The 24,871-nt window shown below is 35.8% G+C and carries 13 protein-coding genes and 1 riboswitch; of the genes, 6 read left to right on the top strand and 7 right to left on the bottom strand.

Annotation, left to right across the window (positions count from 1 at the left end):
* Positions 1–14 precede the first annotated feature (14 nt).
* Positions 15–1,160: an alpha-hydroxy acid oxidase gene (locus tag ACZZZI_RS19550; RefSeq protein ID WP_463490855.1), complete on the top strand. Its 1,146-nt coding sequence runs from the start codon at positions 15–17 to the stop codon at positions 1,158–1,160.
* Between the two features lie 223 nt (positions 1,161–1,383).
* Here ACZZZI_RS19550 and ACZZZI_RS19545 read toward each other — a convergent pair whose 3' ends face one another.
* The gene (locus ACZZZI_RS19545) at positions 1,384–2,673 is read right to left on the bottom strand and encodes a peroxiredoxin family protein (RefSeq protein WP_463490853.1); all 1,290 of its coding nucleotides are present in this window, start codon (positions 2,671–2,673) and stop codon (positions 1,384–1,386) included.
* Between the two features lie 135 nt (positions 2,674–2,808).
* A riboswitch (SAM riboswitch) is annotated at positions 2,809–2,917 on the top strand.
* A gap of 316 nt (positions 2,918–3,233) precedes the next feature.
* Between ACZZZI_RS19545 and ACZZZI_RS19540 the strand changes: the two genes are divergently transcribed.
* Both ACZZZI_RS19540 and ACZZZI_RS19535 read left to right on the top strand, forming a co-directional pair.
* Positions 3,234–6,401, top strand: coding sequence for a SusC/RagA family TonB-linked outer membrane protein (locus ACZZZI_RS19540; RefSeq protein ID WP_463490851.1), 3,168 nt, complete (start codon positions 3,234–3,236; stop codon positions 6,399–6,401).
* A gap of 10 nt (positions 6,402–6,411) precedes the next feature.
* Positions 6,412–7,845: a SusD/RagB family nutrient-binding outer membrane lipoprotein gene (locus ACZZZI_RS19535; protein WP_316758222.1), complete on the top strand. Its 1,434-nt coding sequence runs from the start codon at positions 6,412–6,414 to the stop codon at positions 7,843–7,845.
* 439 nt (positions 7,846–8,284) lie between these two features.
* Here ACZZZI_RS19535 and ACZZZI_RS19530 read toward each other — a convergent pair whose 3' ends face one another.
* Both ACZZZI_RS19530 and ACZZZI_RS19525 read right to left on the bottom strand, forming a co-directional pair.
* Positions 8,285–10,369 (bottom strand): HRDC domain-containing protein, encoded by a 2,085-nt coding sequence (locus tag ACZZZI_RS19530; protein ID WP_316758225.1) that lies wholly within the window; start codon positions 10,367–10,369, stop codon positions 8,285–8,287.
* A gap of 157 nt (positions 10,370–10,526) precedes the next feature.
* Entirely contained in the window at positions 10,527–11,975 is a 1,449-nt protein-coding gene (locus ACZZZI_RS19525; RefSeq protein ID WP_316758227.1) for an arabinose isomerase, read from the bottom strand.
* 484 nt (positions 11,976–12,459) lie between these two features.
* Between ACZZZI_RS19525 and ACZZZI_RS19520 the strand changes: the two genes are divergently transcribed.
* From ACZZZI_RS19520 to ACZZZI_RS19510, 3 genes are all read left to right on the top strand, one after another.
* Complete coding sequence (locus tag ACZZZI_RS19520) at positions 12,460–14,205, top strand: alpha-L-rhamnosidase-related protein (RefSeq protein ID WP_463490848.1); 1,746 nt, start codon at positions 12,460–12,462, stop codon at positions 14,203–14,205.
* A 41-nt stretch (positions 14,206–14,246) separates the two neighbouring features.
* On the top strand, positions 14,247–16,919 hold the full coding sequence (locus ACZZZI_RS19515) for an alpha-L-rhamnosidase (protein WP_463490846.1): 2,673 nt from the start codon (positions 14,247–14,249) through the stop codon (positions 16,917–16,919).
* Between the two features lie 83 nt (positions 16,920–17,002).
* On the top strand, positions 17,003–17,191 hold the full coding sequence (locus ACZZZI_RS19510; RefSeq protein WP_316758234.1) for a cold-shock protein: 189 nt from the start codon (positions 17,003–17,005) through the stop codon (positions 17,189–17,191).
* Between the two features lie 171 nt (positions 17,192–17,362).
* Here the strand turns inward: ACZZZI_RS19510 and ACZZZI_RS19505 are convergent, their stop codons facing one another.
* From ACZZZI_RS19505 to ACZZZI_RS19490, 4 genes are all read right to left on the bottom strand, one after another.
* Positions 17,363–18,796, bottom strand: a complete 1,434-nt coding sequence (locus tag ACZZZI_RS19505) for a TolC family protein (protein WP_316758236.1) — start codon at positions 18,794–18,796, stop codon at positions 17,363–17,365.
* Complete coding sequence (locus ACZZZI_RS19500; RefSeq protein WP_463490843.1) at positions 18,789–21,959, bottom strand: efflux RND transporter permease subunit; 3,171 nt, start codon at positions 21,957–21,959, stop codon at positions 18,789–18,791. The genes ACZZZI_RS19505 and ACZZZI_RS19500 overlap by 8 nt, the downstream gene beginning before the upstream one ends.
* 26 nt (positions 21,960–21,985) lie before the next feature.
* Positions 21,986–23,068, bottom strand: a complete 1,083-nt coding sequence (locus ACZZZI_RS19495) for an efflux RND transporter periplasmic adaptor subunit (protein ID WP_316758240.1) — start codon at positions 23,066–23,068, stop codon at positions 21,986–21,988.
* Positions 23,069–23,382: 314 nt separating this feature from the next.
* A complete protein-coding gene (locus ACZZZI_RS19490) occupies positions 23,383–24,870 on the bottom strand; it encodes an aminotransferase-like domain-containing protein (protein WP_316758243.1) in 1,488 nt (495 codons plus the stop codon).
* Between the last annotated feature and the right edge of the window lies 1 nt (position 24,871).

The following is a 24,871-nucleotide window of genomic DNA, read 5'->3' as shown; positions in this document are numbered from 1 at the left end:
TAATAAATATACCCATGAGTTGGATATACAATAGTGATTACCCATCTGTAGATGATTTAAGAAATAAAGCAAAATCGAAAATGCCACGTTTTGCTTTTGAATATTTGGATGGTGGTTGTAATGAAGATGTAAATCTGTTTCGCAATACAGATGACATCAGAGCTTTAGAACTTTTACCTTATTATCTGAAAGATTTTAAAGAAGCATCGTTAAAAACAGAACTTTTCGGGCATACTTATGATGCCCCTTTTGGTGTTGCTCCTGTAGGTTTACAAGGCTTAATATGGCCAAATGCACCAGAAATTTTAGCAAAAGCTGCTTTTGAGCATAACATTCCTTTCATTTTGAGTACGGTTAGTACGGCTTCGATTGAAAGAATTATGGAAATTACAGAAGGTAATGCCTGGTATCAGTTATATCATCCAGCAGAAGAATTGATAAAAGATGATATAATTAATAGGGCAGAAGCTTCTGGTTGTAAGGTTTTGGTTATTCTTTGTGATGTACCAAGTTTTGGTTTCAGACCGAGGGATATTCGTAACGGCTTAGCTATGCCACCAAAAATGTCGGTTAGAAATATGTTGCAAATTGTTGGTAGACCTGAATGGGCATTAAGAACTTTATTTCATGGCCAACCTGCTTTCGAAACCATGAAACCATATATGCCAAAAGGTTTAAATATGAAACAACTTGGTTTGTATATGAATAGAACCTTTTCGGGCAGATTAAATGCCGACAGGATTGCTTCTATTAGAGATAAATGGAAAGGTAAATTGGTTTTGAAAGGTGTTGCAACAGAGGAAGATACACAAATGGCGATTAATTTAGGTTTGGATGGAATTATCGTTTCCAACCATGGTGGCCGACAATTAGATGCTGGCCAATCTGCTATTAAGCCGTTAATTCAAATTGCATCGCAGTATAAAGATAAAATTAAAGTGATGATGGATAGTGGAATTCGCTCAGGTCCGGATATTGCCAGAACAATTTCTGCTGGTGCAGAATTTACTTTTTTAGGTAGAACCTTTATGTATGGAGTTGGTGCATTGGGTGATAAAGGAGGAAATCATACCATGTCGATGCTTAAAACTCAGCTTAAGCAAGTAATGGATCAGGTTGGCTGCGAAAAAATCGAAGACTTATCAAAGCATCTTTCTTAATCAGAAATAGTTTCTCAAAATATTTTATAAATTAACGCTTATAAAAAAGGTTTGTTTCGATATCGAAACAAACCTTTTTAATTTATTTGAATGTGCAAGCAAAATGGATAAACTTTAGTCATTGCAAGGTTAGAAGCATTCTTAAAAGGAAAACCATCAAATTAGGATTTTTGTGCTTCGCAATGATGAATTACAAACAGATGATCGCTAGCGGTTATACCAGCTACTTTTTCAGCAGTTCATCAATTTCGCTGTTAAATTCCTTGACAAACTCATCGTAAAACTTACCCGTTGCTGGTCCATTATAGCCTGTGTGTATTTTAGCTACATTACCACTCTTATCAATAAAAATGGTTGTAGGAAAAGATACAAATGAATTTAAAGCCGGAAGAGACTCGGCAACAGCTTGCTTATCAGCCTTGCCCGCAATTACCTGGTCATATTCAATTCCAAAACGATTTCGGAAATTTGTTAATGCTTTTTTAGCATATTCTGCATCGGTTTGACGCTCATAATGAAGAGCGATTACTTCTACGCCTCGTTTTTTATTTTCTTTATACCAAGGTGCAATAAAACCAGCTTCATCAATACAATTTGGGCACCAACTGCCAGTAATCGTTAATACAACTACTTTGTTTTTATACTTATCATCCTTCAACGAAATTTTCTTCCCGTTTACATCAGGTAAAGAAAAATCTAGAGTTTTATAACCTTCTTTCAGATAGGTTAATTTGTATGCATCTGGAAGCGCAGCATCTTTATTTTTAACTCCCGTAAATGGCTGACTTCCTCTTGCGCTTAAAATTTCACCAGTTAGAGTTCCATCCGATTCAAATTTTCCTTTGTAATAAGAAGGGGAAGAGCCGATAAATGCTGAAAGTTGAAATTCATTTCCCTGAACAGTTCCTTCCAAATAACGTGAATCGCCCGTTACACGTAGGAAAGTTCCAGTAATTTTATTGCCAGTTTGCTTAAACAAACCAACAGTCTTCTCTTCTTTCCCATCGGGAGATTTAAAAATCACATCGTAACTGCCAGAATAATTACCCGCTGCAGCCTTACCATTTGGCTCAAAACGGTAATCTTTTTTCTCAGCAGAAATTTGTGTGGCTTTGCCCGTACCATTTTGTTTTCTTAAACTGCCGTTAAGGGTATTGCCATTAATGCCAAGTGCAAGTTCGTTATCAAACTGATCAATTTTTACAAAAATAGAATCTGCCGTCTGCTTAATCACTCCACCTTCAAAGCTTTCTTCTGCATTTCTGAAATACAGTTTTTTCAGGCCGTCTTTATCTTTTATCTCAAAATTAAATGGAATGTCAAGGTCGGGTTTAATTTTAAATACACCCCTCCAGTTTCCATTCGGCGAAAATGCGGCAGATTTTTGGTTTTGATTTTTATGCGCTTGTGCATCTGCATGAACAATAGATTCGGCCTTTTGCCCTTGGGCAAAGCTAATCGATGGAATTGCAAAAGCAATTGCAAAGGGAATATATAGGGATTTATTATACATTGGGATATTTTTATCTACTAATTTAGTCGACAAATATAAGGAGCTATTTCCCAAAGAAAAAATATTTATAAAAAAATCTATAAAAACTATAGAGTATATGTGATTAATTATATCTTTGCGCCAGTTATTTTAAAATACTTATCAAGAAAGGTGGAGGGAATGGCCCTACGAAACCTTAGCAACCATCCTTACTATGAGGAAATGGTGCTAATTCCATCTGGCAGGAATGTCGGGTAGTTAAGTCAGTTGCGATAAACCCACACAATAAGTGGAGCACTTCTGATTTACGGGGTGCTTTTTTTTTGCCCGCTAATCTGATAAGTAGTATTAATTAAAATCCATTCAAATGAAAAAAACAGACGAGCGCAAATTCAAAAAAAACATTTCAATTAAACATATCGGGTTCTTCCGAATGTGTAAGCCCTGTTAAAGCTTTTTAGTTTTTAACAGGCGCTCTTAATAGCCCTCAATATTTTTAATCAAAAAAATACAGTTTAAAACTGTGCTGGGCTTGCTATGCCTAATTATTACGAACATTAACTCTTCATTAATAAAAAAATATGTTTAAAAATTTAAAACTACCGCTGGTTGTATTTTTGCTTTTCATAGGGCAAAAACTTGCAGCTCAAAATATAGTTGTAACTGGAACGGTTAAAGAAACATCTGGAGAAAGCATTCCTGGAGCTTCAGTTTTACTGAAAGAAACCAAACAAGTTGTTGCAACTGATGCTAAAGGTGCATTCTCGATTAATGCTCCAGATAAAAGTACATTGGTTATTTCTTACATAGGCTTTAAAACGCAGGAAATTCAAATCAATAAAAATTCGGGTGCTATAGTTGTTACACTTCAATCGAGCGAAAATGCCTTAAACGAGGTTGTTGTAACCGCCTTGGGTATTTCCAGACAAAAAAAATCTTTAGGATATGCTGTTCAGGAGTTAAAAGGGCAGGATTTAGCAGAGGCAAAAGAATCTAATTTAGTTAATGCTCTTGCAGGTAAAATTGCTGGTGTTCGGGTTACCAATAGCCAGGGCGATATGGGTTCGTCGAGAGTGGTGATTCGTGGAGAAACTTCGATTTCAGGTAATAATCAACCACTTTTCGTAGTCGATGGAATTCCAGTAGATAATTCTCAATTAAATTCTGGTGGAGCCAGAGATTATGCAAATACAATTTCTGATATTAATGCAGATAACATTGAATCGATAAGTGTATTAAAAGGTCCAAATGCTGCCGCTTTGTATGGTTCGAGAGCAGCAGCTGGCGTAATCATTATTAAAACAAAAACGGGTAAAAACAAAAAAGGATTAGGGATTACCCTTAATTCGAACATTGTTGCAGAAAGTTTGCTAACACTTCCAGTTTACCAAAATGCTTTCGGACAAGGCTCTGAAGGTAAATTTAGTTACGTTGATGGTAAAGGAGGAGGCATTAATGATGGTGTTGATGAAAGTTGGGGACCAAAATTGGATGGTAGATTAATTCCTCAGTTTTTCTCTAAAGGTGTAGCAGTTCCTTTTGTTGCAAACCCAAATAATGTTCGCGATTTTTTTGAAACGGGATATTCTTTAAGTAATGGCATTGCAATAGCTGATGCATCTGAAAAATTCGATTACCGCTTATCATACAATAATTTACAACAAGGTGGTATTGTTCCAAACTCTGGTCAGGATAAAAATACTTTCTCCCTAAACACAACTTTAAGGGTAACGCCAAAACTAAGTGTTACAGCTAACGCAAATTATAGCAAACTAAACTCCGATAACTTGCCTGGAACTGGTGGTTCAAGATCGACCAGTACGATGTTGCAGTTTACCTGGTTTGGTCGTCAGGTCGATATTAATCAATTAAAAAATTACCTTGATGAAAACGGAAATACCTTTAACTGGAATAATAGCTATTATAGCAATCCATATTGGGTAGCCTACGAAAATACGGTTTCTCAGCAGCGTGGACGTATTATTGGTAGTTTAGGTTTAAACTATAAAATAATTGATGGCTTGGAATTTAACTTCCGCTCGGGAACAGATTATTACAACGATCGCCGTAAAATAAAAATTGCTTATGGTACAAATGGAACACCATTTGGCTCTTATTCGGAAAGTGCATTTACAGTTAGTGAGAATAACACCGATGCAACTTTGAATTTTAACAAACAACTAAATAAAGATTTTAGCTTAGAGGCATTAGCAGGTAGCAACATTCGTACACGTTACATCGAGCAAAACGATCAAAGTGCGCCAAGATTAGCCGTAGCAGGCTTATATTCTTTGAGTAATTCCAGAGACCCGCTTATTTCTTCTAATAATTATAGTAAGCTTAAATCTTATAGTGTTTACGCTTCGGCACAAATCGGTTTTAGAAATTATTTATACGCAAACATTACCGCTCGTAATGATTGGTCGTCTACTTTAGCGGCTCAAAATCGTTCTTATTTCTATCCATCATTTAATGGAAGTTTTATATTAACTGAAGCATTAGATATTAAGAGCGAAGTACTTGATTACGCAAAAATTCGTGGTGGCTGGTCGAAGGTTGGTAAAGATGCAGACCCTTATCGTTCGGTTAATACTTACGTTTTTAGTGCGCCTTTTGGTTCAAATCCACAACTTACGGCATCTACAACAGATTTAAATCCAAATTTAAAACCCGAAACAACAACTTCATCAGAGCTTGGAGCCGAAGCAACCTTCTTTAGTAAAAGAGTACGTTTAGACTTAAGTTTATACAATACCAATAGTTACGATCAGATTTTAAGCGTTGATGTAAGTCCGTCAACAGGTTTCCGTTCAAAACTTTTAAATGCAGGAAAGATTAATAACAAAGGAATTGAGATTCAATTGGGCTTAACACCAATTAAAAAGCAATTTACCTGGGATATCGATGTGAATTATGCGGCAAACAGAAGCAAGGTAATCGAGTTAGATAAAGCTGGTTTGCTGCAGAATTATGTTGTTGCAACAAACTCTGCTCAGGTAATAGCAGCTGTTGGTCAGCCGTATGGAACTTTGTTTGGCAATGCTTTTTTACGTGATGGAAACGGCAATATTGTAGTTAACGCAACTGGTGCGCCCCAAACTGATCCAACTAAAAGGGTTTTAGGTAAATATACGCCCGATTGGATTGGTGGCATTTACAATACATTTAGTTACAAAGGCTTGAGTTTAGGTGTTTTAATTGATGCAAGTTTTGGAGGTTCTATTTACAATGGTACTTATGCAACAGGAACTTACACTGGGGTACTTGCTTCAACACTGCCAGGCAGAGCTGCAGAATATGGAGGTATTTCTTATTACTATCCTGGAAATGGAAAAGCAAACGGTACGGTTAGAGTAAATGGAACAGCTCCAGCAGGCGTAACCGTTTATGATGATGGTATTGTTTTCGATGGTGTAACTGCTGATGGAAAACGCAATGAAAAAATATTACCAGCTCAACAATATTATAAGTCGTTTCGTACTATAGATGAAGCCAATATTTTTGATGCTTCTTATGTAAAACTTCGTGAGGTTAAACTGAGTTACAATTTACCGTCTAAATGGATTCGTTCTCTTAGCCTTCAGGGCGCTTCGGTTTCTTTAGTTGGTCGTAACCTTTGGATTATTCATAGAAATGTAGAAGATATTGACCCGGAAGTTGCCTTTAACACGGGTAACGGACAAGGTTTGGAAAGTCTTTCAAATCCAACAACCCGCAGTTATGGTCTTAACCTTAATATCAAATTTTAATCTTTTTAACATGAAAAATTATAAAATATACTTGTTGTCAATTTTAACATTAGCAGTTTCATCTTGCAGCAAAGAATTAGATAAGGTTAATATTAACCCAAATGCAACCGAAAATGCACAACCCGATTATTTGTTAACAGGTGCAATAAAAAATACAACAGATGCGTATTGGAGTACAACAAATACAATGAATTCAAGTTCGTTGTTTGTACAGCACTGGTCTAAAATTCAATATACCGAAGAAGATCGATTTATCTATTCAAATAGTAGTTTTACAGCACTTTGGTCTACTGGATATTCTCAAAGTATAACTGCTTTCAACAAAATTATTGAATTAGGAAATGCACAGGCAAATCCAAACTATAAAGGTGTGGCTTTGGTGTTACGTTCGTGGGTTTTTTTATTACTTACCGATGCTTATGGCGATATTCCTTACTCGCAGGCTGGCAAAATTAGCGAATTTATAACACCTGCCTACGATAAGCAAAAAGATGTGTATTTTGGTTTATTAGACGATTTAAAAACAGCAAAACTGACTTTAGATCCTGCTTCGAAAGCTATTTTAGGCGATGTAATTTATAATGGTAACATTGCCAGGTGGAAGAAGCTTGCAAACTCTTTAAGACTTAGAATCGCTTTGCGTATTGCCGATAAAGAGCCTGCAAAATCTAAGCAGGTTTTAGATGAAATTAAAGCTGAAGGTGATGCATACATAAGCGATAATGCAGATAATGCACAGCTTGTGTACTTAACTTCTCCACAGCAAAACCCCGTGAGTGCTTTGTTCGAAACCAGAGATGATTATCGTATAAGTAAAACAATTGTTGATAAGCTTTTTGCTTTAAACGATCCGAGGCTTCCTATTTACGCAAGTAAAACCCAAACGGCTACGCCCGAAGAATATATCGGTGTTCCTAATGGATTAACCAACTCCGAAGCTAGTATTCTTGGTTTTGCAAAAACATCTAAACCAGGCGCTTACTTTTTATTGCCTCAGGCGCCAGCTGTAATTTTTAGTTATTCAGAGTTACTTTTCGATAGGGCAGAAGCAGCGGCCAGAGGTTTCACAACAGAAAACGCAGCAGATTTATATCAACAGGCAATTAAAGCATCGTTAAAACAATACAACATTTCTGATGCCTTAGCAAATACCTATGTTGCGCAGCCAGCCGCTCAATACGATGCCGCTAACTATAAAAAATCTATTGGCGAACAAAAATGGCTTGCACTATTTGGTCAAGGTTTGGAAGCTTGGGCAGAGAGAAGAAGATTAGATTATCCACAATTAACTGCATCGGTTAATACGGTGCTAAACGGACAAATTCCTGTTCGCTTTATTTATCCAGGTACCGAGCAATCGCTAAACGGACAGAGTTACAAAAACGCGGTGGGTAGTCAAGGCGCTGATTTATTAACCACCAAACTTTGGTTTGATGCTTTTTAGGTTGATTTCATAACCATCATTTCTAGCGAAACCGAGAAATCTTTGAGTTTAATCTATTGACTCAAAGATTTCTTTTAAAAATTTATATTTTTTTTGAAAAGCAGTTCCAGTAATTCTTCGGTTCAGATAGTCCCGCCATTCGCTTCAATCTTTTTATTATCGGAAATGGGTTTTTTAAAGTATTTGCAACAAAAAGTATTTCCGCTCTACTGGGTTTAAAATACTTCGGTAAGCCTATAAATTATCGATTGTTGTTTTAAGAAAACCGCCATTTCGAACATATTCGAGAATCTTTGAAAAATTTCTCTTTACTACATTGAGCCCTATCGAAATGCCTCACATTAAGTACTTTTCAATAAGCTCAGCATCAAAAAATACCAATTGTAAGAAATTTGCCTTAATGCTATTTAATCGAGAAAAATAGAAAAGGCTTATTTACTTAAAACAACTCGCTTGTACCTAGATAGTTATTTACTGCTTTTAAAATTTCTTTCCCGATTTCTACTGCATTGCCGATGCCAACGCCTTTAATTGCTGCAAGCTGCTCGGTAGTTTTAGGTAATTTGGCTGCGATAGATTGTAGCGCAACATCAGAAAGTACATTGTGCTCTGCAACATTTCTTTGGTCACTTATTGTTTTTCGTAAAGCTGTAAGCTCCAGAAACAATTTTAAATTTGCGATTTCTTTAGCTGAAATAATAACTTTTGGCGCCCGTCCAGTTTGAACGGGTTCATATCTGCTGCCAGCACGATGATAGATTCTCGTATATTCATCAACAGTAAAATCATTCCACTGAATTTTAAATAGAGCGAGTTTAATGGTGAGTTCATTTAATAAATCTGTAATCCTGTTTAAAATCTTTTCCGAGCGCTCGTCGATATAAACATTCAGTTCATTAAATTTATCAATATCGTTTAAAACCGTTTCTAACTTCGGAATAAAATAGGTTGAAGCCTTTGTTAATCGGTCTCTAAACTCTTCTTCTTCATTAACAGATTTGGTTCTCACAACTCCTGTTAACTCTTTTTTAATGAATCTGGCAGCAACACTAATGATTTCTTCTTCCAAAATTTTAGCACTTTTATCAACAATTTCTTGAAATGCGGTGTTGCCGGGGTTATTTCCAAAGCTCGATTTTTTTAAAATTATCCAGTTTCTTCTTATAGATTCAAAATCTAACAAATCACGAATAAGACTCCATTCATATGCTTGAGTTGCATTTTCTAAAGCAACAGCATCAGGTTTTGTAAAAATGGCCTCATTAGTAAACTTGATCACCTTATCATCGGTAATAATGTTTTCTACCTTAATTGGCGATTTCAGAATTAAACCTTCCAAACTTCTGCAACGACTCAAAGCCACATAAGCCTGGCCATGTGTAAAAGACGAACTAACATCAATGATTGCCTTATCAAAAGTTAAACCCTGACTTTTATGAACCGTAATTGCCCATGCCAGTTTGAAAGGGTATTGAGCAAAACTCCCTGTATTTAGTTCATTAATTTTATTATCGGTAGGGTTGAGGTTATATTTTATATTTTGCCATTCTTCTTGATTTACATCCAAATCGCTATGTTCATCATTAAAACGAACCTTTATGCCTTCATTATTAATTTTTGTAATTACAGCGGCCTTACCGTTGTAATAAAGCTTTTTACCCGAAGAATCATTTTTGATAAACATGACTCTTGCACCAACTTTAAGTTCTAAAACTTCATCAACCGGATAAGCATCTTTAGGGAAATCTCCTGTAATTTTTGCATTGAAAAGATGGGTTTCTCCATTAAGTTTTTCTAAATACTCTTGATTGATTTGCGTAACCAGATTATTATGCGTGGTTAAAGTAATGTACTCTTCTTTATTAACCTCATTCATTTCCGAATCGTAGCGTTCATTCAGTTTTTCAAGTAAATTAACACTAAGCGTATTTTCTCTTATCCCGTTTAAAATATCTAAAAATATTGGATCGGATTGACGGTAAACTTTATCAAGTTGAAAAGTAGTAAGCTTGTTTGATTTGATTACCAAACTATCGAAAAAATAAGGACTGGTATAATAATTTCGAAGAATATGCCATGCATCGTGCGCAATAGGCGAAAGCTGGTATAAATCGCCAATCATTAAAACCTGCACACCGCCAAATGGCAATTGAGATGCTTTGGTTTTTCTTAATGCGTGATCAATAAAATCCAAAATATCTGCTCTAACCATACTAATTTCATCAATAATTAGCAGTTCAAGGCACTTTAATAATTTTATTTTATCAGCAGAATATTTTATAGCTTCACCAGCGTCGGGATTTGGAATAAGAGGCCCAAAAGGTATTTGAAAAAAGGAATGTAAGGTAACTCCACCTGCATTTATTGCGGCTACAGCAGTTGGCGCAACAACAGCAAAATTCTTTTTTGTAGTTTCTCTTATGTGTCTAAGCAGGGTTGTTTTTCCAGTTCCTGCTTTTCCCGTAAGAAAAATAGATTGATTGGTCGACTTTAAGAAATCAAGAATAAGCTGGTGTTCGTGCATCAAATGGGAATCTATCGAATTTAAGCATAGATAAAAGCCTATGCAATTGAACCCAAAAGTACAATCTTTCTTTTGTTCTTACTAATTATGTTAGTATTTTGTGGTTAATGAAATGTATTATGATTTAAAGTAATAACCTGCTGCGAAACAGTTTAGATTAACAAACCTGAACCGTTTTGATACTTAAGACTTTACCAAGTTTATGGATTTTTGAGGCGATATTACCTTTACCAATGGCACAATGGTGCGCAGGACCTTCATTATTCCAGGCTTCTACAAAATTACGTGCGCCGAGAGAAAATTTGTATCTGCTATTTGTATTTCCGATTTCTAATATATCGCCCTGAACAGATTCTCCTTCTGCCACTAATAATTTTAAGGCACCATCTCCAGTTTCAACAACCGAAAGTAAGGTAACTGGCCCGTGGCTTACCGACATTTCTACTGAAAGACCATTTCCAACTTTGCCATGGTAAACTTTTAATGGTTTAACCTTTATTTTACCTTCTGCTATTTGGGGGTGGCACGGCCCGTCGTGACCCATTAATACCACATCATCATTAAAATCCATGGCATAATATTCGGTAAAAGAACCACCTGCACCAAAACTATCCATAATTTTCATGGCCTGTGCGTTCTTAATTTCATATTCTCCAGCAACTGGAATATGTTTTCCTGTTAAAATAGAATTGCCTAAAATTACCGAAGTCGCGGTGTTTTCGTTGGCTTCGTTTCCAGTACCCTTGTGATAATAAGCTAAAGAACCAAGGTTATATTTTGCAACAAGTTTATCTAATGCAACCGCAGTTACGGCGGCTCTGTTAAGTTCGTCTTCGGCACAATCTGCCTGTACATCAAATAGATTATGTATTTCCTGAAGTTTTAACTCCGTTTCTCGATTGGTTACCGTAGTACATAAATGCGATAATTCGTCGATTTCTAAAACTTCCATGTGGCCTCCAAATGTTGCAGCTTGTAAAGTTAAATCGGTATAAATATCCATCATGCCGCCATAATAATTGCCCATTATGCCCAATCGGTTGTAGTACATTATTTTAGCAACTCTAGCGGCTTCAACCCATTCTTCGATCTCTTTCCAAACGTGAGGGTCGTTATGTAACATACCCGTAATCTGGAAAAAGGGAATTTTACATCGGTTAAAAACGTTTGCAATTTCAGGAACCGAACAGGCGGAACAATAAGCCAGCCATTCGCCAGTCATCTTTGTTCGGTCTTCGAGCTTATTAAAAGTTTTATAATCAATGCTCGCCTCTGGCGATAAATTTAATACGATAACAGGAACCTTAGCTTTTTTTACAACGGGTAACACTGTTGAAGAGAGTGCATAAGTAGAAACATATAAAAACAAGATATCCACATCTTCCGCTTTAAACTTATTACCCGATTCGAAAGCCGTCTCTGGCGTGTCAATTAAGCCAAGGTTTATGATATCCGCATCAAAGGCTTCTAACCCATTTGCAATAATATTTATATAACCAGCTAACCTATCTTTTAAACCTGAGAATTGTTCCCAGTAAGCCTGAAGACCAATGCCAAATAAACCAACTTTAACTTTTAAGTGTATGCTGGTGTTGTTTTTACTCATATTATTTAATTATTTGGTTTTACTTTGAAATCAAAACTATGGCAATCACTCGAGGCTATAAATAGATAATTTGATAAATGAAATATATATTTTGGACAAGGGGATTTGAAATTCAGCTGCTGATTTAAATATCAAAATGTATAGTCGAATTGCCAAAAAATTAAAACCGAGATTAATAAAATAATCTAATTTTATTTTTTGGAGAAATATATTTTTGAGCTTAGGAAAAAGAATTTTAGTTGATAAGAAACATTAATGCTACAGATGCCAGAAAAATTTAAAATATTATGATATTGAAAACTAATCAGTATTAATTACTTTTCTAGAAATTAAGCCGTGCTTTGCATGTAATTAAACAACATAAAAAATCATTATTATTTACAGTTAACCAAATATGAAATCCGAACACTTGTTTATTTATACAATTTATAAAACGATTTACTTGTTTAATAAATTAAGCTAACTCAAATAATAAAAACAATTTATGAAGTTTTTTCTCATCACTTTTTTCTTAATGTGTGGTATTGCTTATCTAAATCCAGTAGGTGCTCAACAGCGAGCATTTGAAAAAAGCAAACTTATTAGAAATGAAGAAATGGTGAGAAGGTTTGTTACACCAACAAGAATTTTATGGAAAAACGGAGATGTTAAAAATGAAGATAAGCTACTAAAACAAGGAAACGGGCAAGCAGAAATTTCCTCAGATATTATTTGTTCTATGGAAAATAAAGGCGGCTCTCAGTCAGCCATTTTACTAGATTTTGGAAAAGAGATTCATGGAGGCTTACAATTAATTACAGGAATTTATAAAGGAAATAAACCTATAAAGGTTAGAATACGCTTCGGAGAATCTGCTGCCGAAGCTATGTCAGAAATAGATTCTATGTATAACGCAACAAATGACCATGCTATGCGTGATTTTGAAGCCATGTTACCTTGGTTGGGTAAACTCGAAGTTGGAAATACGGGGTTTCGATTTGTTCGTATAGACCTTTTAGAAGCAGGTGTAGCTTTAAAACTTAAAGAAGTTAATGCAATTGCTGTTTTTCGCGATATTCCATATTTGGGTTCTTTTGTAAGTAACGATACTTTGCTAAACAAAATCTGGCAGACGGGGGCTTATACCGCTCATTTGAATATGCAGGAGCACTTATGGGATGGAATAAAAAGAGATAGATTAGTATGGATAGGAGATATGCATCCTGAAACCTCAACAATTGCAGCTGTTTTTGGCAATAATGAGGTTGTACCCAAAAGCCTGGATTTAGTTAGAGATTTAACACCTCTGCCCGATTATATGAATGGTATATCTTCTTATTCGATGTGGTGGGTAATTATTCAGAAAGACTGGTATATGCACAATGGCGATTTAGAATATCTTAAAAAGCAAAAACAATATCTTTCTGGTTTGCTGAATCATTTTGCTGCACAAATCGATGATAAAAATAGCGAAAAGCTAACCAAAGGTTGGCGTTTTTTAGATTGGCCAACAAGTGATAATCCAGAAGCGATACATGGAGGTTTGCAAGCTATGCTTTTAATAACACTCGAAGCTGGCGCAGAATTAAGCATTATTCTAGGTGATCAAAAAACTGCTGAAAACTGTTTAGCAACAGTTAAAAGGCTTAAAACGAATGTTCCAGATTCTAGAGGTTCTAAACAAGTTGCTTCATTATTATCCTTGTCGGGTTTGTTACCTCCTAAAGAAGCAGATAAAATAATATCTGCTGGAGGCGTAAAAGATTTTTCTACATTTTATGGCTTTTACATGCTTAAAGCAAAGGCTAAGGCAGGTAATTATAAGGGTGGAATAGATAACATAAGAGAGTTTTGGGGTGCTATGCTAAACTTAGGTGCAACAAGCTTTTGGGAAGATTTTAATATGGATTGGATCTCAAATGCAGGCAGAATTGATGAGCTTGTACCTAAGGGTAAAATCGATTTACATGCAAAATATGGTTCATATAGCTATAAAGGTTATCGTAATAGTCTTGCACACGGATGGGCATCAGGCCCAACGGCATGGCTTACCGAAAATGTTTTGGGCGTTAAAATCATGGCTCCAGGTTGCAGAATAATTAAAATCGAGCCTCATCTTGGTGATTTAAAATTCGTAGAAGGAAGCTTTCCCACTCCATTAGGAATTGTAAAAATAAAACATACCAAAATAGCAAACGGAACAATACAAAGTGATATTTCTGCACCAAAGGGTATCAAAATAATTAAGTAAAAACACACTATAACCAAATTTATTATTGCTAATACAAGAACATGAACACATTCAAATCAAATTTCTTCAAACTTTTCCTTCTTTCTTTTTTACTTGTTATCAGCGGTAAATCTTCCTGGGCAATTGGTATAACTGGTTTAAAATGCGAACATTTAATCAGGCCAATTGGAATAGATAATCCAAAACCAAGGTTATCGTGGATAATGGATGATGACAGGAAAGGAGCTCTTCAGCTTGCATATCGAATTGTAATTGGTACCGATTCCACTCAGTTATCTGCTAAGCAAGATATTCAATGGGATTCTGGTAAAATTACTTCGGGTGATAATTTGATAACCTATAAAGGCAGGGCATTATTACCGTTTACTAAATATTTCTGGAAGCTTGAACTTTGGGATAAAAACAACAAAAGCATAACTGCTTCTACATCAAGTTTCGAAACGGGGATGATGGGGATGGAGAATTGGAAAGGAACCTGGATTAGCGATAGAAATGATATCAACACTCGACCAGCTCCTTATTTTAGAAAAGTTTTTGAACCCGTAAAACAGATAAAATCTGCCAGAGCTTACGTTGTGGCTGCAGGTTTGTATGAGTTATATTTAAATGGTAAAAAAGTAGGCGACCACCGATTAGACCCAATGTACACTCGTTTCGACAGACGAAACTTGTATGTAAGTTATGATGTAACTGCAAATCTTCAGCAGGGAAAAAATGCAGTAGGTGTTTTACTAGGTAATGGTTGGTATAATCACCAGGCCTTAGCTGTTTGGAACTTCGATAAGGCGCCATGGCGGGCAAGACCCACGTTTTGCTTAGATTTAAGAATTACTTATACCGATGGTTCAACTGAAGTTATTACCTCTGGAGGCGATTGGAAAACAAGTTTAAGTCCCATTGTTTCAAATAATATTTACACTGCCGAACATTATGATGCGAGATTAGAACAAAAAGGCTGGAACAAAGCCGATTTTGACGATTCTAAATGGCGTGGTGTTAGTTTAAGGGCAACACCTTCAACTAATATTGTTTCACAAACCATGCATCCAATACGCAATGTAGAGGAAATAAAGGTTAAGGATATGCGCAAATTTAATGATACAACCTATCTTTTTGATTTGGGTAGAAATATTGCAGGCGTATCTAAAATAAAAGTTGCTGGACCTAAAGGAACTATAATCCGTTTAAAACATACCGAGCGCTTATACGCCAACGGACGTGCAGATTTATCTAATATTGATGTTTATTATCGCCCGAAGGATGATACTGACCCTTTTCAAACCGATATTTTCATTTTAAACGGAAATGGAACAGAAGAGTTTATGCCGCTTTTTAATTACAAAGGATTTAGATATGTTGAAGTAACAACAAGCAATCCGATAAAGCTTGAAGCTCAAAATCTTACTGGATATTTTATGCATAGCGATGTACCAGCTGCAGGGAAAATATCCTCATCAAACCCATTAATTGATAAAATTTGGTCGGCAACGAATAACTCTTATTTATCCAATCTCTTTGGTTTTCCAACAGATTGCCCGCAACGCGAAAAAAATGGTTGGACAGGTGACGGACATTTTGCTGTAGAAACAGGTTTTTACAATTTCGATGGAATAACAGTTTATGAAAAATGGATGGGCGACCACCGTGATGAACAGCAGCCCAATGGAGTATTGCCCGATATTATTCCGACAGGTGGTTGGGGTTATGGAACAGCAAATGGAACAGACTGGACCAGTACAATTGCTATAATTCCATGGAATATTTATATGTTTTATTGCGATACAAAAGCATTGGCAGATAATTACAAAAACATAAAACAATATGTAAATTATGTGAACAGCATAAGCGTAGATGGTTTAACTACTTTTGGTCGCGGAGATTGGGTTCCTGTTAAATCAACTTCTAATTTGGAATATACCTCATCCGTTTATTTCTATGTTGATGCAGATATTCTAGCAAAAACCGCTAAAATATTTGGTAACCAGAACGATTATTTGGTGTACAGTGCTTTAGCTGAAAAAATTAAAAAGGCAATTAATGCTAAATTTTTTCATGCTGAAACTGCTATTTATGGTTCTGGTGTACAAACAGAATTAAGTATGGCCTTACAATGGAATATTGTAGCTGATGAATACAGACAAAAAGTTGCTGAAAATTTAGCAAAACGTGTTGCTGCAGATGGTATGCACATTGATGTTGGAGTTTTGGGTGCAAAAGCGGTATTAAATGCTTTGAGCGATAACGGACAAGCAGAAACAGCTTACAAACTTGCCGCACAAGATACTTACCCAGGATGGGGATGGTGGATTGCAAATGGCGCTACAACTTTGCACGAAAACTGGGATATGGAAGCAAAAAGAGATATTTCTGATAACCACATGATGTTTGGTGAAATTGGCGGATGGTTTTTTAAAGGCATTGGCGGCATCAAAATCGACGAAAAACACCCTGGTTTTAAAAACATTTTGCTGCACCCTCATTTTGTAGCAGGTTTAGATCATTTTGCAGCAAGTCATGATGGTCCGTACGGTAAAATTCTTTCCTCATGGAAAAAGGTAGGAGAAGGAATAAAATATAATGTTAAAATTCCAGCAAACTCTACGGCAAGTTTGGAAATTCCTAATGTGAAAGGCAAAAAGGTTTATCTGAATGGTAAAACGATTCAAAACAAGACTGAAATATCAGCAGGTAGTTATGAATTTGAAATCAAATAATTAACTTTTTTAACTCACTTGCAAGATGTACTTATTTATTCTATCTTGGGAGAAAATTATTAAAAACAAAATCTATCAAAGAAATGGCACAAGGTAAAGTAAAATTTTTCAACAAGGAAAAAGGATTCGGATTTATAACAATCGATAACGGTTCTGAAGTATTCGTTCACGTAACTGGATTAGTAGATGAAATCGCTGAAAACGATACAGTAGAATTCGAAATTTCTCAAGGTAAAAAAGGTCCAACTGCAACAAACGTTAGACTTGCCTAGTAAGATTTTCCTTTTGAATATTTGCTTTAAACTAAATTAACTGCATACTTTACAAAAGAAAAATCAAAAGCTAATTAGCTTATAAAACACAAAAGAAAAGCCTTTTAAGATTACTTAAAAGGCTTTCTTCGTAAAAAGGAATATTAAATCAGTCGGAACGATTGCATTACATTAGTTCCAGCCACCACCCAAAGCATGATAAATGTTTACCACAGCATTTAACTGCTGTTTTTTAGTTTCAATCAATTCTAATTTTGATTGAAGCGCATCACGTTGGGTCATTAAAACTTCAAAGTAATCAGCTCTGGTTGCTTTAAATAAATCATTAGAAATATCAATAGATTGCGTAAGTGCTTCGGCTTGTTTCGCTTTCAAATTGTAACTTTTTTGTAGGTTGCTGATGTTCGATAATTGATTAGCAACCTCAACGTAACCATTTAAAATCGCTTTCTCGTAATTAAAAACAGCTTGTAACTGTTTCGCATTAGCAGTTAAATACTCTGCTTTTATCGCGTTACGATTAATCAGTGGTCCAGCTAAATCTCCAGCCAAAGAATAGGCTAAAGATTCAGGCGTTCTCAATAAGTAAGATGGATTAAAAGCCTGATAACCAATTGTCGCAGAAATGCCTAAAGATGGGTAAAACTGCGCCTTTGCAACTTTAACATCAAGTTTAGCTGCAGTTAAATCAAGCTCAGCTTGTTTAATGTCAGGGCGATTAGCCAATAACTGAGCTGGCAAACCTACCTGAACGGTAGGCGGAACCAGATTGATAAAATTACTTTTATCTCTTGGAATGGGTTGTGGATAACGACCTAACAGGAAATTAATTTTGTTTTCAGTTTCTGTTATATTTTGTTGAATATCAAATTCTAAACTTTTAGAACTTAAGACCTCTGCCTCAAATTTTCTTACTGCTAATTCAGTAGTACGCATAGCCTGCTTCTGAACTTTCATAAGTTCCAAAGCATTACTTTGCAAAGCGATGTTTTTCTTTACAATATCAAACTGATTATCTAAAGCAAGCAATTCATAATAGGAATTGGCAACTTCGGCCACCAGGTTAGTTACAACAAAGTTTTTACCTTCAACTGTAGATAAATAACGTGTTACAGCTGCTTTTTTAGCATTTCTTAACTTATGCCAAATATCGGCTTCCCAATTAGCCTGCAAGCCAAATCTGTAATCTGGTAATATATCTGGTACTTCTTTGCCTGGTGTAATATCGGTAGAAGCATCGCCCGCACCCGAACTGGTATAACGGCCAACTTTTTCGAATCCTGCTCCAGCACCATAACCAACCGTTGGCAAAAGTTCGCCTTTTTTAGCTCTTATGTCGTTTTTGGCAATTTCAATTTCCTGCAAGGTTATATTTAACTCCTGATTATTTTTCAATGCAGTATCAATCAAATTAACCAAATTTGGATCAGTAAAGAAACTACGCCATTTTAAGCTTGCGGTATTTGTGCTATCCTGCGAGTTGTTAAAACTCGCAGGTACATTTTTATTTTCACTACGTTGAGCAAACTCAGGTACTTTACATGCTGAGTATGCAGCGCATATCAACATTAAACCAACGTACTTATAAATATTTTTCTTAAACATTATCTTCTATTTCTTCAGTTAACGGATGTTCTTCTTCGATCTTAATAAGCTTATGTCTGGCAGCTATTGTTCCGAATACATAGTATAATCCCGGGATAATAATTACTCCGAAAATGGTACCGAATAGCATACCACCTGCTGCCGCTGAACCAATAGTCCTGTTACCAATTTTACCTGGTCCACTGGCAATCATTAATGGTATTAAACCAGCAATAAAAGCGAAGGATGTCATTAAAATCGGACGGAAACGTACACTGGCACCTTCCATAGCAGCTGCAAGTATGGTCGCGCCCTGAGCATGTCGTTGCGTTGCAAACTCTACAATTAGAACGGCGTTTTTACCGAGCAAACCAATTAACATGACCATTGCAACCTGTGCATAAATGTTGTTCTCTAAGCCCAAAAGCTTTAAGAATAAGAAGGCCCCGAAAATACCAACCGGTAAAGAAAGGATTACCGATAAAGACAATATAAAACTTTCATATTGGGCTGCAAGCACAAGGTAAACGAAACCTAAACAGATTAAAAAGATATAAATTGCCTCATTGCCTCTTGATACCTCATCTTTAGAAATACCGGCCCAATCGATACCAAAACCTCTTGGTAGTGTTTTCTTAGCTACTTCTGTAATTGCGTTAATTGCTTCACCAGAACTATAACCCTGTGCCGATTGACCGCTGATCTCAGAAGCATTATACATATTGTGTCTGGTAATTTCCGAAAGACCATAAACCTTTTCCATTTTCATAAATGCAGAGAATGGAACCATTTCATCCTTATCGTTTTTAACAGATAATTTTAGAATGTCCTCTGGCAAGGCTCTATATTGTGGCAAGGCTTGTACCATAACTTTATACTGTCGGTCGTATTTAATAAAACTCGTTTCATAATTACTACCTACAAAAGTTGAAAGCGTATTCATCGCATTATCAATTGTTATACCTTTTTGCTGTGCAATATCATTGTCGATCTTCAACATATATTGAGGAAAACTTGCACTGTAGAATGTAAATACCGATGATAACTCTTTTCGTTTGTTAAGTTCTCTAACGAAATCATTAGCTACGGTTTCCATCTTTTTATAATCACCACTACCTGCTTTATCCAAAAGACGAAGTTCGAAACCACCTGCTGCACCATAACCAGGTACTGCCGGTGGTTGGAAAAACTCTATTGTTGCTCCAGGAATTGATTTTGATTTCTCTTCAAGTTCTTTGATAATTTCCTGAGCAGAGTTTTTACGTTCATCCCAATCTTTCAGGTTAATTAAACAAGTTCCGGAGTTTGAGCCTGTACCTTCTGTTAAAATTTCGTAACCTGCTAATGATGATACTGATTTTACGCCATCAATACCTTCGCACATTTTTTGTAGTTTTTCTGCAATCTGGTCAGTACGCTCAAGTGTTGAACCTGGAGGCGTTTGAATAATCGCATAAACCATTCCCTGATCTTCATTAGGAATAAAGCCAGATGGAACGCTACCACTTAATCCCCAAATGCCTAAACAAAATAAAATTAGTACACCAAAAGTCAATATTTTACGGCTTACCACTTTGGTTAATACAATTTCATATTTACCCGAAAGCTTAGCAAAACCATTATTAAAACCATCTAAAAACTTGTCAACTATCGTTTTCTTTTTAGCATGGCCATGATTGTTTTTCAACATAATGGCACATAAAGCAGGAGTAAGGGTTAAGGCCACAATACCCGAAAGAATAATTGCCGTTGCCATTGTAATGGAGAACTGACGGTAGAAAATACCAACCGGGCCTGACATAAAAGTTACTGGGATAAATACCGAAGCCATTAAAAAGGTAATTGCGATAATTGCACCACTAATTTCTTTCATAGCCTCTTGTGTAGCCCTAAGTACGGATAGCTTCGGGTCATTTTCCATCTTGGCGTGTACCGCCTCAATAACCACAATCGCATCATCCACCACGACCCCAATCGCGAGTACGAGCGCAAACAAAGTGATTAGATTCAGGGTAATACCGAAGAATGACATGAAAACAAAGGTTCCAATTAAGGAAACAGGGACGGCGATGGCTGGAATTACTGTTGAACGCCAATCGCCAAGGAAGAGAAATACAACTAAACCTACCAGTATAAATGCCTCTACAAGGGTGTGAATTACTTTTTCGATTGATGCATCCAGGAATTTAGATACGTCGTAACTCACTTCGTAATCTAAACCTTTAGGGAAAGAGGTGGCTTTAATCTCCGCCATTTTTGCCTTTACATCTTTAATTACTTGACTTGCATTACTACCGTAAGATTGTTTCAGAACGATTGCTGCAGATGCTTTTCCATTTAAAGTAGAATATAAGTTGTAAGCTGCGGCACTAAAATCAACATCTGCAACATCTTTTAAACGCAGCATTTCGCCGTTAGCATTTGCTCTTAAAACTATGTTTTCGTAACCTTCTTTTGTATTGAACCGACCAGAATATTTTAAGACATATTCAAATGCCTGAGACCTTTTACCAGAGCTTTCACCTGTTTTACCTGGGGAAGCTTCTAAACTTTGCTCATCAAGTGATTTCATCACTTCATCAACAGAAATTTTATAAGCCTGCATTCTGTCTGGTTTTAACCAGATACGCATTGCATAATCTCTATCACCCAAAATATCGGCAAAACCAACCCCATCAATCCTTTTCAATTCAGAAAGTAAATTGATATCGGCAAAGTTGTATAGGAAGTTTTGGTTCATTTTAGGGTCTTTGCTATACAAGTTGATATACATCAACATGTTAGACTCTTCACGGCTGATTTTTACACCCTCTCGAACAACCAAGGGCGGAAGTTTATTCGTTACAGCAGCTACACGGTTTTGAACGTTTAGTGAAGCTTGATTCGGGTCGGTACCTAAATTAAATACCACCTGAATAGATGCTTCACCGTCGTTACCAGCATCCGAAGCAATATATTTCATGCCAGGTACGCCGTTAAGCGCACGTTCTAGTGGTATTACAACTGATTTAATTAATAGTTCGTTATTTGCTCCAGGGTATTCTGCAGTAATATTTACTTTAGGAGGGGAAATAGAGGGGAATTGTGTTACTGGCAGATAGCTTATGGCTAGCACACCTAAAAACACAATTATAAGCGATATAACTATAGAAAGGACGGGCCTTTGTATGAATTTACTAAACATATAATAAGTATTAGCGGGGATTTAGATTATTCAGTTTTCAATCTTAATTGTTTGATAACATCCTGAGGCTTTTGGAATTTAAAGGCAATCTTATCATCATCTTTAACTTTCTGCACGCCTTCCAGCAATATTTTATCATCTAAGGTTAAACCATCGCTGATTACATATAAATCAGGCAATTCACTGGCAACTGTAATTACTCTAGAATGCACTTTGTTATTCTTGTCAACAACAAAAACATAGGTTTTATCTTGAATATCGTATGTGGCTTTTTGAGGAATAACAATAGCATTTTTCAAAGGGACAACCATTTGAATTTTACCTGTTTCACCATTTCTTAGTAAGTTATCGGCGTTGTTAAATCTGGCACGGAAAGCGATATTCCCTGTTTCATTATCAAATTCACTTTCAATAAGTTCTACTTTACCTTTTGTTTTTAGTAGCTCATTGTTGGCCAGCAATAAACCAACTTCTTGTTGTCCTTTTGCTTTTGTGGCTTGTTGATAATTAAGATATTCTGGTTCAGAAACGTTAAAATAGGCGAAAACCTGGCTGTTGTCAGAAAGACTGGTTAACAATGCACCTTCATCTATTAAACTTCCTAATTTTAAAGGAATACGATCTATAGTTCCATCAAAAGGAGCCCTGATTTCGCTAAATGCCAAATGCATTTTAGCCATCGATGTTTCTGCATTAGCCGCCTGCAATTTAGCTTTAGCCATTGCCAGTTCATTTTTAGAAACCACATTTTTATCGGTAAGCAACTTTGTGTTCTGAAGTTCTATTTCTGCAGATTGTGTTTCTGCTTGTGCTTTTAAAAGCTCGGCTTGTAACATTTTTGGCATAATTCTAAACAGCAGCTGTCCTTTAGTAACGTGCTGACCTTCATCTACATAAATGTTTTGCAAATAGCCTTTCTCTTGTCCGCGAATTTCGATGTTTCGTACAGATTTAATCTGCGAAACATATTCCTTTGTAAAAGATGTATCCATTTTCAACGGTGTGGTAACCGCATAAGTTGCTACTTCTTCTTTTTCTTCTTTTTTGGATGTACAACCTGTTACGTAAAGCAAAGTACCTAAAGCGAGGCACATGACATTTCTCTTCATTTTGTTTTCTTGAATAGTTATCTGATTTGTTTTTTCCTAGTTCTTAGGATACTCGTTTCATCAAGATTATATCTTATTAATTGATACAATTGAACTCAATAATTTAACATACCCTATTGATTTAATACTGGTACGAAATAACTACAGATTTATGAAGTTATAATGAAGTTAAAATTCAGATTTGAATGATGGTGCCATTTGATTAATGTTGATCAAGTGGTATCTTCAATAAACAGACGATTTTAATCATCTCATTTTTGCTTAAAGAAGAAAAAAACTAGGTAAAGAGGTGCCGTAATTATTTGATGAGCAGTTTAACTCAAAATTTTATCGAGCGATTTTTGTAAAATTTCTACAACAATTTCCATCTCAGCTACATTAAAATGCCCAAACCCCAATCGGGTTGCTGTAAAATTTTTATTTTGATGTAAAATTGTTTTTGGTAAAAATAAACCTTGTGAAGCACATTCATCTCTGAATTTAATTAGGCTAAACTGTTCAAGCCATTCTATCCAAACCGCTAAACCCCTTGCTGGAACTTGGAATTTGATCCGTCCTTTTAACTTTTTATTTAGCAATGCGATAAATTCATCTCTTCTTGCGCCGTAAACTTTTCTGTTTTTTTTGAAAAGCCGATGCACTTCACCTTCCTGTATCCAATCGTTTAAGGCTTGTTCCTTAATAACATCTACCTCAGTTTCTAAAATATTTTTATGTTTCTCTAGTTCGGAAATAAATTCGGGTATGGCAGAAATAAAGCCAAAACCGAAACCCGAAGGCAATGACCGACCAAATGAACCAATATAAATAACTCTTTTAAAAATATCGAAAGCCGCTAAGGGTAAAACAGGATTATTATCGTAGTGTAAATCAAAATCATAATCATCTTCGATAATTACAAACTCAAACTCATTAGCCAACTCAAGCACTTCCATTCTTTTCTTTGCGCTTAGCGCAATTGTAGTTGGGTAATGATAATTCGAGGTTAAATACAACGCTTTTATTTGTTGAGCTTTACAAACCGATTTCAAATGTTTGATGCTAATTCCATCTTTTTCAATGGGAATAGAAACAATTTGCGCTCCGCAATCCGACAAAGTCATGTTAGATTTATAATAACTTGGCGAAGCAACAACAACCTTATCTCCAAATTTGATTAGCGATTTCGCAACCAGGTATAAGCTGATTTCGTGGCTGCTGGTTGTGAGTAAACTTGAACTGGATATTTTTAATCCGCGGGTGAGGTTTAGAAAGTTGGAAAAATTATTTCTAATATCAGCATGAGATTGTGCTTTTATCTGTTCCCATGATTTAAATTTAGTTTTGTTCTTTAATTTTGATAGATAGAGTCTTGCCAATACATCAGTTTGTAAAAGCCTTATATCAGGTAATCCATCGTTAAATTGATAAGGTAAATCACTTTCTTCTAATGGGTTTTCCAACACGGTAGAATGGCTAAAAGAAAAGCCTCTATTTTTAGTATTGGCATTTTGGTTAGAACTAATTTTTGATTCAGCCTTATGCTTATGTGTTTGGTTGCTGAGAATAAATGTGCCCTGATTGGGTAAAATCTTAATCCAACCTTGTAATTCTAAATCATGAAAAGCTCTTATTAACGTATTTCTGTTCACATTAAACACCTTACACAAAATCCGTGTTCCAGGAAGTTTAGTGCCTTCGGGAAAATGCCCCAATTGAATACTGTTGATGAACCCAAAAACGATTTGTAAATACAAAGCCGTCTTGTCGTTTGGATCGAGATTGATAAAACTTTTAAAAGGAATTTGAACCGGACTATCCATT

Source organism: Pedobacter sp. AC190 (assembly GCF_979258025.1).
This window is presented reverse-complemented; position numbering and strand designations above follow the sequence as displayed.